Raw genomic sequence first — 15945 nt, forward strand, 5'->3', positions numbered from 1 at the left:
AACCTCCAGTTTTGCTCTTGTTGTGTCGGAGCTTGAGTCCAGTCGCACCCTTTTGAGGCGTTGTTGACCCGTGTTGGCTTTTTTTAGGGTCAACCGACGTAAGACCTTCGCTATGAGTCTAGTAGGAGAAAATCCACATCATGGATCACTCACTTCTCACCAATCGGCCGAACGGGCTGTAGCCCTTTCACGTTCGCTAAGCCCGTAGCGGCCATTGGCGAACATCCATCACCGGATTCGTTGCTATCCCATCACGCGACTGACACTGATAGTGTTACCGCCACGCGTAGGACGCTTCGTACGCAAACCTCCATAGCAAACGCCGTACCACACCGCTTGCGAAAGTGATTACGCGACACGTCAATAGCTAAACTTGTAACCTTGCGACATCTTGTTAACGGATCAACCGGGCGCGCACTTCAATCACGCACTCAATGAGAGCGCCCGCACATTTTTGGAGCAGACATGACCGAGCCCTTGATTCTTCAGCCTGTTAAGCCCGCAGACGCCTGCGTGATCTGGCTGCACGGCCTCGGCGCCGACCGTTACGACTTCCTGCCAGTGGCCGAGGCGCTGCAGGAAAGTCTGTTGAGCACACGCTTTGTGCTGCCGCAGGCGCCGACGTGTCCAGTGACGATAAATGGCGGATATGCCATGCCCAGCTGGTACGACATCAAGGCCATGAGCCCGGCCAGAGCGATCGACCGTGACCAGCTGGAAGCCTCGGCAGAGCGCATCATCGAACTGATCGAAAACGAGCGCGCCAGCGGAATAGACGCCTCGCGGATTTTTCTCGCCGGGTTTTCCCAAGGCGGCGCGGTGGTGCTGCACACCGCATTTCTGAAATGGCAGGGGCCGTTGGGTGGGGTGCTGGCGTTGTCGACTTACGCACCGACATTCAGCGACGAACTGGAGTTATCCGCCAGTCAGCAGCGCATTCCGGTGCTCTCGCTGCACGGCCAGTTCGATAACGTGGTGCAGAACTCGATGGGCCGCAGTGCTTACGAGCATCTGAAGAAGCATGGTGTCACCGTGACATGGCAGGAATACCCAATGGAGCACGAAGTGTTACCTGAAGAGATCCGCGACATTGGTGTCTGGTTGAGCGACCGACTGCGCTGATTGTCGACCAATCCCTGCCCATTGATCCCTCCTACTACGCCGCGCCCGATTCTTGCATTACACTGGCCGGCGTACATTCCTTAACCAATTGATGAGATGACCGTGCTCAAAGCACTCAAGAAAATGTTCGGTAAAAGCGAGGCTGAGCAGCTCGCGCCAGTTCCCAGTGCGCCGTCGCACGCCCTCGGTCATCGCGCCGATGCCCCGCAGGCCGACCGCCCCGCTCCCGTAGCCGCACCGAAGCCCGAAGAAAAACCCGCTGCGGCCGCGCCAATGGCAGTAGAGCCTGCATCCAGCGAAGCGCCGAAACCGGCCAGACCGCGTCGCGAACCGAAGCCCAAGGCACCGGTCATTCCATGGAAACTCGAAGACTTCGTCGTCGAGCCGCAGGAAGGCAAAACCCGCTTTCACGATTTCAAGCTTGCCCCGGAACTGATGCACGCCATTCAGGATCTGGGCTTTCCTTACTGCACGCCGATCCAGGCGCAGGTGCTGGGCTTCACCCTCGCCGGCAAAGACGCCATTGGCCGCGCGCAGACCGGCACCGGCAAGACCGCCGCGTTCCTGATCTCGATCATCACCCAGTTGCTGCAGACGCCGCCGCCGAAAGAGCGCTATATGGGCGAGCCGCGTGCGCTGATCATTGCGCCGACCCGCGAACTGGTGGTGCAGATCGCCAAGGACGCCGCTGACCTGACCAAGTACACCGGCCTCAACGTCATGACGTTCGTCGGCGGTATGGATTTCGACAAACAGCTCAAGCACCTCGAAGCGCGGCATTGCGACATCCTCGTCGCTACGCCGGGCCGCTTGCTCGACTTCAACCAGCGCGGCGACGTGCACCTGGACATGGTCGAAGTGATGGTCCTGGACGAAGCCGACCGCATGCTCGACATGGGTTTCATCCCGCAGGTACGGCAGATCATTCGCCAGACCCCGCCGAAGTCCGAACGCCAGACATTGCTGTTCTCCGCGACCTTCACCGAAGACGTGATGAACCTCGCCAAGCAGTGGACTACCGATCCGGCGATTGTCGAAATCGAAATCACCAACGTCGCCAACGAGAACGTCGAGCAGCACATCTACGCCGTGGCCGCTGCCGACAAATACAAGCTGCTCTACAACCTGGTCAACGATAACGGTTGGGAGCGAGTCATCGTGTTTGCCAACCGCAAGGACGAAGTACGCCGCATCGAAGAACGCCTGGTGCGTGACGGCATCAACGCCGCGCAGCTGTCCGGCGACGTGCCGCAGCACAAGCGCATCAAGACTCTGGAAGGCTTTCGCGAAGGCAAGATTCGCGTGCTGGTGGCCACCGATGTCGCCGGTCGCGGCATCCACATCGACGGCATCAGCCACGTGATCAACTTCACCCTGCCGGAAGTGCCGGACGACTACGTACACCGCATCGGCCGTACCGGTCGCGCCGGCGCTGACGGTGTGTCGATCAGCTTTGCCGGCGAGGACGACTCCTACCAGTTGCCGTCGATCGAAGAAAAGCTTGGTCGCAAGATCAGCTGCGAAACCCCGCCGACGCATCTGCTGCGAGCGGTTGAGCGCAAGCGACCGCAGTAAGCGCCAGGAAATGAAAAAGCGCAGCCGGCAACGGACTGCGCTTTTTTTATGCCCGATGGTTGCTCGCCAGAACTAAAAGTCCATAATGGAAAAATAAGTTTAGTTTCGGAGCGCGAAATGTCCAGTACGCCTTATGTGATCGATCAAGCCCAGGCCCATGAGGTATTGGCGCGTATCGATGTTCCGCAAATCCTGCGCAAGCTGTTCCGCGACCTCGCAGCAGGCAATGCCGTGCAACCTGCGCAGCAACTGGTGGAATTCCCCAAGGGCGCTGGCGACTTCATCAATTATCTGGGCGTGCTGGCCGAAGACGGCGTGTACGGAGTGAAGACTTCGCCGTACATCGTTCGTGAGCAGGGTGCGCTGGTGACGGCGTGGACATTGTTGATGTCGATGAAAACCGGCCAGCCGCTGCTGCTTTGCGATGCGGGCGAGCTGACCACGGCGCGCACCGCCGCGACCACGGCAGTGGCGGTTGACGCTCTCGCGCCGCTGAATGCCAAGCGACTGGCGATCATCGGCAGCGGCAAGATCGCTCAGGCGCATCTGCACTATGTGAAAGCGTTGCGCGACTGGCAAAGCATCAGCCTGTATTCGCCGTCGCTGCTGGAAGATGCGCAAACACAGGCTGTGTTGAAGTCCATCGCGCCGTCACTGAAGATTGCCGACAGCCGCGAGACCGCCATCGCCGATGCTGACGTGATCATGCTCTGCACCTCGTCGGCCGGGCCGGTGATCGATCCTGCAACGTTAAGCAAACCGGCGCTGATCACCTCGATCAGCACCAACGCCCCCCGCGCCCATGAAGTACCGCCGCAAAGCCTTAACGACATGCAGGTGTTCTGCGACTATCGTCTGACCACGCCCGGGTCGGCGGGTGAGATGTTGATTGCCGCGGAACAGCATGGCTGGAGCAAGGATTCGATTGTCGGCGACCTCGCCGACTTGCTCAGCGAAAAAGTGCAGCGCCCGGGTTACGACCGTCACGTGTTCTTCCGTTCAATCGGCTTGGGCCTGGAAGACATTGCCCTCGCCAATGCGGTTTATCACTTAACCCACTAACGCCAACAATCCCCTATGGGAGCGAGCCTGCTCGCGAATGCGGTCTGACATTCAGCGAAGATGTCGACTGATACACCGCTTCGCGAGCAGGCTCGCTCCCACAAGGGACTAGCGAACGCCTTGATATTGCGTACCCACTGGAGACCTACATGAGCCACGCAGATTTCATCATCATCGGCGGCGGGATTGCCGGCGCTTCCACCGGGTTCTGGCTGGCGCCGCACGGCAAAGTGATCATGCTCGAGCGTGAAACCCATCCCGGCTATCACTCCACCGGTCGCTCCGCCGCGCTGTACACCGCCGCCTACGGCACCGCACAGGTCCGCGCACTGACTCAGGCCAGCCGCGCGTTTTTCGACAGTCCTCCAAGCGGCTTTTGCGAGCACCCGCTGCTGACCCCACGCGGCGAGATGACCGTCGACTTCATCGGTGATCCCGCCGAACTGAACAATCAATACCTCAGCGCCAAAGCCACCGTGCCGCAGATGCAACTGCTCAGCGCCGACGAAGCCTGCGCGCGTCTGCCGATCCTGCGCCGGGAAAAAGTCCACGGCGCGATCTACGACCCATCGGCCTGCGACATCGACACCGACGCGCTGCATCAAGGCTACCTGCGCGGCGTCCGGCGCAACCACGGCGAAGTGCGCACAGATTGCGAAGTGCTCGGCTTGAGCCGCGATGCCGATGGCCTGTGGATCGTGCAGACCAACGGCGAGACATTCACCGCACCAGTGCTCATCAACGCCGCCGGTGCCTGGGCCGACAAGGTCGCTGCCTTGGCCGGTGCGCAGCCGCTGGGGCTGCAAGCGAAACGCCGCGCCGCATTTATCTTTGCCGGCCCGGAAGGCGTGGACACTCATCATTGGCCAATGCTGGTCAGCCTCGACGAATCCTTCTACATGAAGCCCGACGCCGGCATGTTCCTCGGCTCGCCGGCTAACGCCGATCCGGTCGAACCACACGATGTGCAGCCGGAAGAACTCGACATCGCCATGGGCATCTATCAGATCGAAGAAGCCACCACGCTGACCATCCGCCGTCCGACCCGCACCTGGGCCGGTCTGCGCAGTTTCGTTGCCGACGGTGATTTGCTCAGCGGCTTTGATCCGCAGGTGCCAGGGCTGTTCTGGGTCGCCGCGCAGGGCGGTTACGGCATTCAGACGTCGCCGGCGATGGGCCAGGCCAGTGCGGCGCTGGTGCGCGGCGAGCCATTCCCCGAGCACCTGCATCAATTCGGCCTGGACAGCGCCATGCTCTCCCCGGCCCGACTGGCTTGATCGCATCGACTCGTCGAAAAGATTGCGGCACACTCGCAGCGCCCCGGCACAAGGGGCGCTGACGCTGCCTGGAGCTCCACTGTCATGACTGCCCCCGAATTCGACCCGGCGCTGGATAACTTCCGCGCCATCGCCGACGCCATCGCCACGCTGTTCTTTCCCCATGCCGAGGTGGTGCTGCACGACCTGCGCACGCAGAAGGTCGACTACATCGCCAACAACCTGTCCAAGCGCGAGATCGGCGACGACTCGTCACTGGAAGACATGCTCAGCGAGGATGTCAGCGACAGGAACATCGGCCCGTACGAAAAGCTCAACTGGGACGGTCAGAAAATTCGCAGCCTGAGCACCGTGCTGCGTGACAGCGAAAGTCGGCCGCTGGCGGTGCTATGCATAAATCTGAATATTTCCCTTTTCGAGAACGCCAAAGCGGCGCTGGACCTGTTTCTCTCGCCGAGCAAGCTGATTCCGCAGCCGGACTCGCTGTTCCGTGATGACTGGCAGGAACGCATCAACACCTTCCTCCACGCCTGGTTGCGCGAGCGGCAGTTGAGCCTGAACCTGCTGACCCGCGATCACAAACGCGAACTGGTGCTGGCGCTGCACGCCGAGGGCGCGTTCAAGGGCAAGAGCGCCTCGAACTACGTGGCCAATGTGCTGAACATGGGACGGGCGACGGTGTACAAGCATTTGAAGGAATTGAAGGGCTGAATTCTGCGGTGACTCGTCCGGCCCCATCGCTGGCAAGCCAGCTCCCACAGTAATTGCGTCACACACAAAATTTATGGCGACCGCTGAACCTGTGGGAGCTGGCTTGCCAGCGATAACGGACTGTCAGTCGCCGTAGATATCGGTCTTGAAATACTTCTCGGAAATCTTCTGATATTCGCCATTCGCGCGAATCCCGTCGATGGCGCTGTTCAACTGGCTGACCAGCTCAGCATTGCCCTTGCGCACGGCAATACCCGCACCTTCGCCGACGTACTTCGGATCCTTCAGCTCCGGCCCGACAAACGCGTAACCCTTGCCACGCGGCATCGACAGAAAGTCATTGAGCGGGATGGTGTCGGCGAAAATCGCATCGAGGCGCCCCGCCGCCAGGTCCATGTAGATTTCTTCGTTGTTGCTGTAGCGCTTGACGTTGATGCCCTTGGGTTCGAACACCTCGGTGGCATAACGATCGGTGGTGGTCGCGCGCTGCACGCCGACGTTCTTGCCTTTGAGGCTGGCGTACTGATCATCGACCGTAGCGCCTTCCTTCATCACCAGACGCGAAGAAGTGAAGTAATACTTGTGGCTGAAATCCACCGACTTCTTGCGATCTTCGTTGATGGTCATCGACGACAGCGCCATGTCGATCTTCTTCACTTTCAGCGAAGGAATCAGCCCGTCGAACTCACCTTCAACCCACACGCACTTGACCTTCATCTGCGCACACAGGGCGTTGCCGATGTCGTAGTCGAAACCGACGATTTCACCTTTGTCGGTTTTCGACGCGAATGGCGGGTAGGCCGCTTCGATGCCGATGCGCAAGGTTTTCTCGGCGGCAAAGGTGCTGGCACAGGCCAGCAGACTGAGCGCCAGACCGGTGATGAGGGGAAGTTTCTTCATGTTCGTTCTCTCGCGGGTTGTTGTTGGTTTGGCGAAGAAGAGCAGCTACAAGCGGCAAGCTGATAGCTGCAAGACAGAAGCTTTTTTTGTACTTGGAAATCCATACTGGACTCTCAGGTACAAATCGTCAATCGGGTAGAGAGGGAAGGATTTTCGGTGTCACAGATGACGCCTTCGCGAGCAGGCTCGCTCCCACAGGGGAACGCTTTCCAATTGTGGGAGCGAGCCTGCTCGCGAAGACTGACCGGAGGGCGCTACAGAAACTACTTCTTCCAGCGATCCGCAGCCGCATGATCACTGTCGCGCCCTTCGACCCAACGCGGGCCGTCACTGGTGTTCTCTTTTTTCCAGAACGGCGCGCGGGTTTTCAGGTAGTCCATGACGAAGGCGCAGGCATCGAACGCGGCCTGGCGGTGGGCGCTGGCGGCGCCGACGAAGACGATCGGTTCGCCCGGCTCCAGCGCGCCGATGCGGTGCAGCACTTCCAGTTTCAACAGCGGCCAGCGCTGCTCGGCTTCGACAGCGATCTTGCCGAGAGCCTTTTCGGTCATGCCCGGATAGTGTTCGAGGAACATCCCGGCCACGTCGAGCCCGTCGTTGAAGTCGCGCACATAACCGACAAAGCTCACCACCGCGCCCACACCGACATTGGCCGCGTGCATCGCATTGACTTCAGCGCCCGGATCGAACGGCGTGGCCTGCACGCGAATCGCCATGTTCAGCCTCCGGTCACGGTGGGGAAAAACGCCACTTCATCACCATCGACAACTGGCTCGTCGAGCTGGCAGAGGTCTTCGTTGCGTGCGCACATCAGGTTCTGCTCGCTCAGCACTTCGGCGCCATCACGTTGCGCCTGCATTTCAAGCACATGCGCCCGAACGTCATCGACGGTGGCGAAATCGCCTTCAACCGCAACCGAATCCACGCCCAGCGCTTCACGGTAGCGGGCAAAAAATTTCACCGTCAGTTTCATGGCTGCTCCGCCTGGAAGTGGCCGCTCTTGCCGCCGACTTTCTCCAGCAGACGCACGCTTTCGATGGTCATGCCCCGGTCGACGGCTTTGCACATGTCGTAAATGGTCAGGGCAGCGACACTGGCGGCGGTCAGCGCTTCCATCTCGACACCGGTCTGCCCGGACAACTTGCAGCGCGCGACGATACGCACGCTGTCCCCACCCTCGGCGCTGAGTTCGACTTTGACGCCAGTCAGCATCAGCGGGTGGCACAGGGGAATCAGATCGCTGGTCTTCTTCGCCGCCTGAATTCCGGCAATGCGCGCCACGGCGAACACATCGCCCTTGGGGTGGCCGCCGCTGACGATCATCTGCAGGGTTTCAGGGAGCATGCGCACTAGCGCTTGAGCCGTCGCTTCACGGAACGTCACGGCTTTTTCAGTGACGTCGACCATGTTGGCGCGACCTTGGGAATCGAGATGAGTCAGCACGGGATTACTCCTGATCAGGAGCGTGGATTGTAAACCTGTGGGTCAGATATCCGCATCACTGATTATGAAATCACCGTTGCCCCCTGTGGGAGCGAGCCTGCTCGCGAAAGCGGATTCAGATTCACTATAGATGTCGACTGATACACCGCATTCGCGAGCAGGCTCGCTCCCACAGGAGATATGCATTTATACATAAAAAAACCGGGCGGCTTTAAGGGCCGCCCGGTTCTGGGTGAAAGGTTACAAATGCGATTCGGCGTATTCGGCCAGGATCGAGCGAGGCACCCCTTGCAGGGTGATGTGCACACCGTTGGGGAAATCCTTGAAGCGTTCGGTCAGGTAGGTCAGCCCGGAGCTGGTCGCGGACAGGTAAGGGGTGTCGATCTGCGCCAGGTTGCCCAGGCACACCACTTTGGAACCGGCGCCGGCACGGGTGATGATGGTTTTCATCTGGTGCGGCGTGAGGTTCTGGCACTCGTCGATCAGGATCAGGCTCTGCTGGAAGCTGCGACCACGAATATAGTTGAGCGATTTGAACTGCAACGGCACTTTGCTGAGGATGTAGTCGACGCTGCCATGGGTGTTTTCGTCATCCATGTGCAAGGCTTCGAGGTTGTCGGTGATGGCGCCCAGCCAAGGCTCCATTTTCTCCGCTTCGGTGCCGGGCAGGAAGCCGATTTCCTGGTCCAGACCCTGCACGCTGCGGGTGGCGATGATGCGGCGATAACGTTTGCTGACCATGGTCTGCTCGATCGCAGCGGCCAGCGCCAGAATGGTTTTACCGGAACCGGCGGCGCCGGACAGGTTGACCAGATGAATGTCCGGGTCAAGCAGCGCATACAGGGCCAGACTCTGATAGATGTCGCGCGGCTTCAGGCCCCACGCCTCCTGATGAAGCAGCGGTTCCTGGTGCAGGTCGAGGATCAGCAGGCGGTCTTCCTGGATTTCCTTGATCCAGCCGACAAAGCCCTGCTCGTCAATGATGAATTCGTTGATGTGCACGGCCGGCAGGTTGTCGATCAGTTGCACCTGATGCCAGGTGCGGCCGTGGTCCTGACGGGTTTCGACCTTGCTCACGCGGTCCCAGAAGGAGCCGGTCATGTTGTGGTAGCCGTTGGGCAGCAGGGACACGTCATCGACCAACTGGTCGGTGCTGTAGTCCTCGGCGTCGATGCCACAGGCGCGCGCCTTGAGGCGCATGTTGATGTCTTTGGTGACCAGCACCACCGGTTTCTGCGGATCGCGGGTGTGCAGATCAATCAGTTGGTTGATGATTTTGTTGTCGTTCAGGTGCTCGGGCAGAATCAGGTTCGACTCGGCCTGCTTGCTCATCAGAATTGACAGCAAGCCTTTCGGCCCGCCCTTGCCGCGCTGGATCGGCACACCCAGTTCGACGTCCTCAGGGGACGCATCGCCCAGGGTCTTGTCGATCAGGCGGATCGCCTGACGGCATTCGGCGGCCACGCTGTGATGGCCGCTCTTGAGCTTGTCCAGCTCTTCCAGCACGGTCATCGGGATGGCGACGTGGTGTTCTTCGAAATTGAGCAGGGCATTTGGATCGTGAATCAATACGTTGGTATCGAGTACATACAGGATTGGCTGGTTGGAGGAAGGGCTGCGTCCGTGATCATCCATACTCGGTCACCTTTGTGGGAGCCATTCGACGCAATACCGTGACAGTGCTGCGCCTCGAGGTGACTGCCGAATTCATCCACGAGGGCCTGGATGAACTGCACACAATAGGAGTCTGGGAAGACGCCACCTGTGTTGCAGGTTTCGGCGGTCTGTCTTCGTAATACTCCAAAACCGATGACATAAAAAAGCACTTTGACGGTTTTTTTAAGTTTATTTTGCAGAGTGACGAAAAGCCCTTGGCGGACTCCCCGTACCCCGCTAAAGTCGGAAGTCCGCCTGCATCGAATCCCTTCTGAAAATCACCCCAAGCCCAATGTTTCCGGGCTTTTTGTCGTTTCTCAACGAAACGCGTCCTGACAGTCTTCCCAACCGATGCCGCTCTGCGCAGTCTGGGTGATCAGCCACGGCAGGGACGTCTTCACCGCATCCTGTTTCATGTTGAAATTGATCACCCCGTGCCGCCACAGCAGCATCAGGGTCAGCACTCGCTGCGCGCTCGCCGGCCCCTTGAGCTTGCCGGCACCGTCTTGGGCATCGATGTCCCATAGCGCTACTTGCAGGCCCTGGCTGTTGAAGAAACCTTGTGCGTCACTGCGGCGCTGGCCATCCGGCGGACGGAACAGCGGCACGTAGTTTTCCGGCAGCTTGTTCTTCACCAGATCGGCGCTGCGCCGCACCGAATCCTGCCAGTCCTGCCAATGGCTGTGGGAGCGGAACTCCCAGCCCTGCACGCCAACGCACTGCCGGGAGAAACTCGCCTGCAGGCTGCTGACCGAACGGCCGGTGAGTCGCGCCTGAATATCCTTGCCCAGAACAAAGAACGTTCCGTTCAGATTGGACTTGCGCAGGTATTCGGTCAGCCAGTCGGTGTTGTCCGGTTGCACGTTCGCGGCGCTGTCGAACGTCAGCATAAAAAGCCGATCATGCATGTCGTCGCCGTTGCGCTCGTAGTCGCCAAAACGATCGAATTCGTTACTGGTTTGCGGCGACAGCGCGGCCTTGCGCATCAGCTCGTCGAGGTACTGCAAATGGAAGATCCGGCTCGGCTCGGCCCACTTGGTGTAATAGCTGTCGTCGCTGACCACGAACTTGGCCGCCTGCTCGCGCAGGGTCGGCAGGTCTTCGACGAGGAAGCAGAACGAGGCGTCCTGATCGCAGCTTTGCTGGGCGTGGTTGTAGTTGGCGAGCAAGCGCTGCCAGAGACGCTGGCGCAGCTGATTGACCGCATCGATATTGACCGTGCGCAGGCCCAGGCGCTGGGCCAGTGCCGCCTCGTCGATGGACTCGGTGCCGAGCAGGCCGCGAGCGAACATGAGGATTTCCGCCCGCGACGCGACGTCGAACAGGGTCGGATTGCTGAGCTGCTCCGGCCAGGTCGTGCGATCCAGCGTCGCCGCATCGCCGGGCGCCGCCATGGCGCCGAAGCTCAGCAGCCACGCGGTGAATAAAAGAACAATGCGCAAAGGGATGTCTCCATAACAAAACCCGCGCGGCACTATAGCTGATCCTGTCCTGTTCCCCCTCAGCCACGGATGATCGTTCCCACGCTCTGCGTGGTAACGATCATGTGAATCCACTTTCGCGAGCAGGCTCGCTCCCACAAGGGGTCTGAGTTAAGCCGTCGATCACCTATGGGCTTGATAGCTGGAGTCAACCCGGACAACCCCCTAGAATCGCCCCCACGATTAAAGGAGACGACTTCATGCTGATGGTGATTTCCCCCGCCAAGACCCTCGACTACGAAACACCGCCGGCGACCCAGCGCTTCACCCAGCCGCAGTACCTCGACCATTCCCAGGAATTGATCCAGCAGTTGCGCGAGCTGAGTCCGGCGCAGATCAGCGAGTTGATGCACGTGTCCGACAAGATCGGTGGCCTCAACGCCGCGCGTTTCGGCAGTTGGACACCCGCCTTCACCCCGGAAAACGCCAAGCAGGCGCTGCTCGCCTTCAAGGGCGATGTGTACACCGGTCTGGATGCGCAGTCCTTCAGCGAAGCGCAATTCGATTACGCGCAAAAGCACTTGCGCATGCTCTCCGGCCTTTATGGCCTGCTGCGACCGCTGGACCTGATGCAACCCTATCGCTTGGAAATGGGCACCAAACTGGCCAACGGCCGTGGCAAGGATCTGTATGCGTTCTGGGGTACGCGCATCAGCGAGTGGCTGAACGAAGCGCTGGCCGAGCAAGGCGATGACGTACTGCTCAATCTTGCATCCAACGAATACTTTTCTGCGGTCAGGCGCAGCGCGTTGAAGGCGCGGATCATCAACACCGAGTTCAAGGATCAGAAGAACGGCCAGTACAAGATCATCAGTTTCTACGCGAAAAAAGCGCGCGGCCTGATGAGCCGTTTTGTGATCCAGGAACGCATCAACGACCCGGCTCAGCTCAAGCAATTCGATGTACAGGGTTATCGCTACAGCGCCGAACAATCGAAACCTGACAATCTGGTGTTTTTGCGCGACCACGCCCCGGAATAAAGCATGCCCTTTGCACGACTCTTTTTCTCAAGAGTCGTGCAGTCCGCCCGAAGTCAAAATTCCCCCGCCGCATATCGCCAAATTCATGGCGCCAATAAAACCACACTCTATTTTCTAATTTTAGTTTCACTCGACACTGAAGTTTTTTTTCAGTAGTGGCACCTAAATTTTTTACCCGTAGTGGCACAAAACTATCGGCCCCGGTTTCGCCCCGATAACTAAAGGGCGAAATCGTTAGTGCTATCAATTTGCACCCAGTGCCATCTTCATCAATATTTCAAAAAATTTCGACTGGCACGATGAGCGGGCTGGAACTATGTCCAAATGCGTTGCTCATACCACCGGTAACGATTCTCGCCGAGTTTGTACGAGATAACTTACGCAGAGCTGATAGCCATGTAACCAAGTTGTCACAGCAACTTGCCTGAGTGACTAACTAGTCTCAAAACAATCGAAGGACAGGAGATACGCACCATTAATATCCCCTACAAAGGCCAAGGCCGCGCCCCTATAAACGTGCTCGCCTGAGCACCTAACTGCTTGATTTACCGGCTCCCTACCGGACGTCGAGCAGGCTACACGACTGCACTAGAGTCTTCCCGCACGGAAGATCGGCTGCATAACAGGGCAAGTCATAACAACAAGGCCTAGTTGCGCACATCTTGAGTGCACTTATTAGACACTCGGAACTTTGTATGCCTGCACACGGCATTGTGGCGCCTGTAAGCCGCACTTCCGAGTGCACTAGTGACCGCTGAACACCATTAACTCCGGCCTTCTAAGGCCTGATATATACAGAGGTAATTGCGATGCGCATCAGCATATTTGGTTTGGGTTACGTTGGCGCAGTATGTGCCGGTTGCCTGTCTGCACGGGGCCATGACGTAGTTGGCGTCGATGTTGCCAAAGACAAGATCGACATGATTAACGCCGGCAAATCGCCGATTGTAGAACCAGGCCTGGGCGAACTGCTGCAGCAGGGTATCCAGACCGGTCGTCTGCGCGGCACGACCAACTTCGCCGAGGCGATTCGTGATACCGACCTGTCGATGATCTGCGTCGGCACGCCGAGCAAAAAGAACGGCGACCTGGAACTGAACTACATCGAGGCCGTGTGCCGCGAGATCGGTTTTGTCCTGCGTGAAAAAACCACCCGTCACACCATCGTCGTGCGCAGCACCGTGTTGCCAGGCACCGTGGCCAACGTGGTCATCCCGATTCTGGAAGACTGCTCGGGCAAGAAGGCTGGCGTCGATTTTGGCGTAGCGGTCAACCCGGAATTCCTCCGCGAATCCACCGCCATTGCCGACTACGATCACCCACCGATGACCGTCATCGGCGAGTTCGATACCGCGTCGGGCGACGTTCTGCAATCGCTGTACGAAGAACTCGACGCACCGATCATCCGCAAGGACATCGCCGTTGCCGAGATGATCAAGTACACCTGCAACGTCTGGCACGCGACCAAAGTGACCTTCGCCAACGAGATCGGCAACATCGCCAAAGCCGTCGGCGTCGATGGCCGTGAAGTGATGGACGTAGTCTGCCAGGACAAGACCCTGAACCTGTCCCAGTACTACATGCGCCCGGGCTTCGCCTTCGGCGGTTCGTGCCTGCCCAAAGACGTGCGTGCCCTGACCTACCGCGCCGGTTCCCTGGACGTCGAAGCGCCGCTGCTCAACTCGCTGATGCGCAGTAACGAATCGCAAGTGCAGAACGCTTTCGACATCGTTGAAAGCCATGAAAAACGCAAAGTCGCCCTGCTCGGTCTGAGCTTCAAGGCCGGCACCGACGACCTGCGCGAAAGCCCGCTGGTCGAACTGGCGGAAATGCTGATCGGCAAGGGTTACGACCTGAGCATCTACGACAGCAACGTCGAATACGCCCGTGTCCACGGTGCGAACAAGGACTACATCGAATCGAAGATTCCGCACGTATCGTCCCTGCTCAACTCCGACTTCGACTCGGTGATCGATAACTCCGACGTGATCATCCTCGGCAACCGCGACGAGAAATTCCGTTCGCTGGCCCAGGAAGCGCCGCAGGGCAAGCAAGTCATCGACCTGGTGGGCTTCATGTCCAAGGCCACCAGCGCCGGTAGCCGCACCGAAGGCATTTGCTGGTAACGCAGCCCCAAGCGACAAGCGTCGAGCTGCAAGTCAACGCGATTGGCTTGCAGCTTGAAGCTTGCAACTTGCAGCTTCCCTTACCTTCGGATGACGGTTATGACCAAGCTCAAACATTTTTTTCTGCAATCAGCCGGCTGGCTTTTTTATCTCAGTCTGCTGATGGGCCTGGCCTTGATGCTGCCCACGTCCACATTCGACTCCGAGTCGAAGGACTTCATTTTCCTGATTGGCGCCGTGGGTATCTGGCGCTACTCGATGGGTGCAACGCACTTTGTGCGCGGCATGATTTTTCTCTACATCGTTTACCCGCACCTGCGTCGCAAAGTACGCAAGCTGGGTAAAGCGGCCGATCCGTCGCATGTGTTTCTGATGGTCACCAGCTTTCGTATTGACGCGCTGACAACCGCGCAGGTCTACAGCTCGGTGATCCGCGAAGCCATCGACTGCGAACTGCCGACCACCATTGTCTGCTCGATCGTGGAAATGTCCGACGAACTGCTGGTCAAGGCGCTGTGGGCGCGGATGAATCCGCCGGAGCGGGTCAAGCTCGACTTCGTGCGCATCCCCGGCACCGGCAAGCGCGATGGTCTGGCCTTCGGTTTCCGCGCGATCTCCCGTCACCTGCCGGACGACCGTGCCGTGGTGGCCGTGATCGACGGCGACACCGTGCTCGGCGAAGGCGTCGTGCGCAAGACCGTGCCGTGGTTCCAGCTGTTCGGCAATGTCGGCGGCCTGACCACCAACGAGTTCTGCGAAGTGCGCGGTGGCTACATCATGAGCGAATGGCACAAGCTGCGTTTCGCCCAGCGCCACATCAACATGTGCTCGATGGCCCTGTCCAAGCGCGTACTGACCATGACCGGTCGGATGTCGGTTTTCAAAGCCTCCGTGGTGACCAATCCGGAATTCATCGCCGACGTTGAAAGCGACTCGCTGCAACACTGGCGTCTGGGCCGCTTCAAGTTCCTGACCGGCGACGACAAGTCGAGCTGGTTCAGCCTGATGCGCCTGGGTTACGACACCTTCTACGTGCCGGATGCCGCGATCAACACCGTTGAACATCCGCCGGAAAAGAGCTTCATCAAGGCCAGCCGCAAGCTGATGTTCCGCTGGTACGGCAACAACCTGCGCCAGAACTCGCGTGCACTGGGTCTGGGTATCCGCCGCCTCGGCGCGTTCACCTCGGTGGTGCTGTTCGACCAGCGCGTGTCGATGTGGACTTCGCTGCTCGGCCTGACCGTCGCACTGATTGCCAGCTTCAAGTACGGCACCGCGTTCATCCTCGTGTACCTGCTGTGGATCGGTATCACCCGCCTGATCCTGACGCTGTTGCTGTCGTGTTCCGGTCACCGCATCGGCCCTGCTTACCCGGCGATTCTGTATTACAACCAGATCGTTGGCGCCCTGGTGAAGATCTACGTGTTCTTCCGCCTCGACCAACAATCCTGGACTCGCCAGCCCACATCCCTGACCCGTGATCTCGCCAGCTTTCAACGTTGGTTCAACACCTGGTCGTCTCGGACCATGACCTTCTCCGCCGGCAGCATTTTTGTCGCCGTGCTGCTGATGATGGTCTGACCCGCTCCTATTGAATTAACAAGGAAATCGC

At 59.0% G+C, this 15945-nt stretch carries 14 protein-coding genes; 8 read left to right on the forward strand and 6 right to left on the reverse strand.

The features are described 5' to 3' along the window. Positions 1-465 precede the first annotated feature (465 nt). From KVG87_RS19930 to KVG87_RS19950, 5 genes are all read left to right on the forward strand, one after another. Entirely contained in the window at positions 466-1122 is a 657-nt protein-coding gene (locus KVG87_RS19930; RefSeq protein ID WP_217852223.1) for an alpha/beta hydrolase, read from the forward strand. 96 nt (positions 1123-1218) lie between these two features. Continuing rightward, entirely contained in the window at positions 1219-2697 is a 1479-nt protein-coding gene (gene rhlB, locus KVG87_RS19935) for an ATP-dependent RNA helicase RhlB (RefSeq protein WP_217852225.1), read from the forward strand. 117 nt (positions 2698-2814) lie between these two features. Then, complete coding sequence (locus tag KVG87_RS19940) at positions 2815-3759, forward strand: ornithine cyclodeaminase family protein (protein WP_217852228.1); 945 nt, start codon at positions 2815-2817, stop codon at positions 3757-3759. Between the two features lie 149 nt (positions 3760-3908). Continuing rightward, entirely contained in the window at positions 3909-5036 is a 1128-nt protein-coding gene (locus KVG87_RS19945; protein ID WP_217852230.1) for an NAD(P)/FAD-dependent oxidoreductase, read from the forward strand. An 84-nt stretch (positions 5037-5120) separates the two neighbouring features. Beyond that, positions 5121-5747 carry a helix-turn-helix transcriptional regulator gene (locus tag KVG87_RS19950; protein ID WP_016771588.1) on the forward strand — a complete coding sequence of 209 codons (627 nt, stop codon included), beginning with the start codon at positions 5121-5123 and terminating at the stop codon, positions 5745-5747. A 123-nt stretch (positions 5748-5870) separates the two neighbouring features. Here the strand turns inward: KVG87_RS19950 and KVG87_RS19955 are convergent, their stop codons facing one another. The 6 genes from KVG87_RS19955 to KVG87_RS19980 all read right to left on the reverse strand — a co-directional run bounded on the left by KVG87_RS19955 (position 5871) and on the right by KVG87_RS19980 (position 11140). Then, positions 5871-6647 (reverse strand): ABC transporter substrate-binding protein, encoded by a 777-nt coding sequence (locus KVG87_RS19955; protein ID WP_217852232.1) that lies wholly within the window; start codon positions 6645-6647, stop codon positions 5871-5873. A 263-nt stretch (positions 6648-6910) separates the two neighbouring features. Then, entirely contained in the window at positions 6911-7363 is a 453-nt protein-coding gene (gene moaE, locus KVG87_RS19960) for a molybdopterin synthase catalytic subunit MoaE (RefSeq protein ID WP_016771590.1), read from the reverse strand. A 2-nt stretch (positions 7364-7365) separates the two neighbouring features. Continuing rightward, a complete protein-coding gene (locus KVG87_RS19965) occupies positions 7366-7620 on the reverse strand; it encodes a MoaD/ThiS family protein (RefSeq protein WP_041479493.1) in 255 nt (84 codons plus the stop codon). Then, positions 7617-8090, reverse strand: coding sequence for a cyclic pyranopterin monophosphate synthase MoaC (moaC, locus tag KVG87_RS19970; RefSeq protein WP_217852234.1), 474 nt, complete (start codon positions 8088-8090; stop codon positions 7617-7619). Before moaC ends, KVG87_RS19965 begins: the two co-directional genes overlap by 4 nt. Before the next feature lie 240 nt (positions 8091-8330). Then, positions 8331-9725 carry a PhoH family protein gene (locus KVG87_RS19975; RefSeq protein ID WP_024011685.1) on the reverse strand — a complete coding sequence of 465 codons (1395 nt, stop codon included), beginning with the start codon at positions 9723-9725 and terminating at the stop codon, positions 8331-8333. Between the two features lie 338 nt (positions 9726-10063). Further along, entirely contained in the window at positions 10064-11140 is a 1077-nt protein-coding gene (locus tag KVG87_RS19980; protein ID WP_437180904.1) for a polysaccharide deacetylase family protein, read from the reverse strand. 287 nt (positions 11141-11427) lie between these two features. On the opposite strand from KVG87_RS19980, the gene yaaA reads away from it, so the two are divergent. The 3 genes from yaaA (at position 11428) to alg8 (ending at position 15914) form a co-directional block, all read left to right on the forward strand. Next, positions 11428-12207, forward strand: coding sequence for a peroxide stress protein YaaA (gene yaaA, locus KVG87_RS19985; RefSeq protein ID WP_217852238.1), 780 nt, complete (start codon positions 11428-11430; stop codon positions 12205-12207). An 809-nt stretch (positions 12208-13016) separates the two neighbouring features. Next, positions 13017-14333, forward strand: coding sequence for a nucleotide sugar dehydrogenase (locus KVG87_RS19990; RefSeq protein ID WP_217852241.1), 1317 nt, complete (start codon positions 13017-13019; stop codon positions 14331-14333). A 99-nt stretch (positions 14334-14432) separates the two neighbouring features. Further along, positions 14433-15914, forward strand: coding sequence for a mannuronan synthase (alg8, locus tag KVG87_RS19995; RefSeq protein ID WP_162098720.1), 1482 nt, complete (start codon positions 14433-14435; stop codon positions 15912-15914). Positions 15915-15945: the final 31 nt, after the last annotated feature.

The sequence above is a fragment of the Pseudomonas siliginis genome (assembly GCF_019145195.1).
Lineage (GTDB): Bacteria > Pseudomonadota > Gammaproteobacteria > Pseudomonadales > Pseudomonadaceae > Aquipseudomonas > Aquipseudomonas siliginis.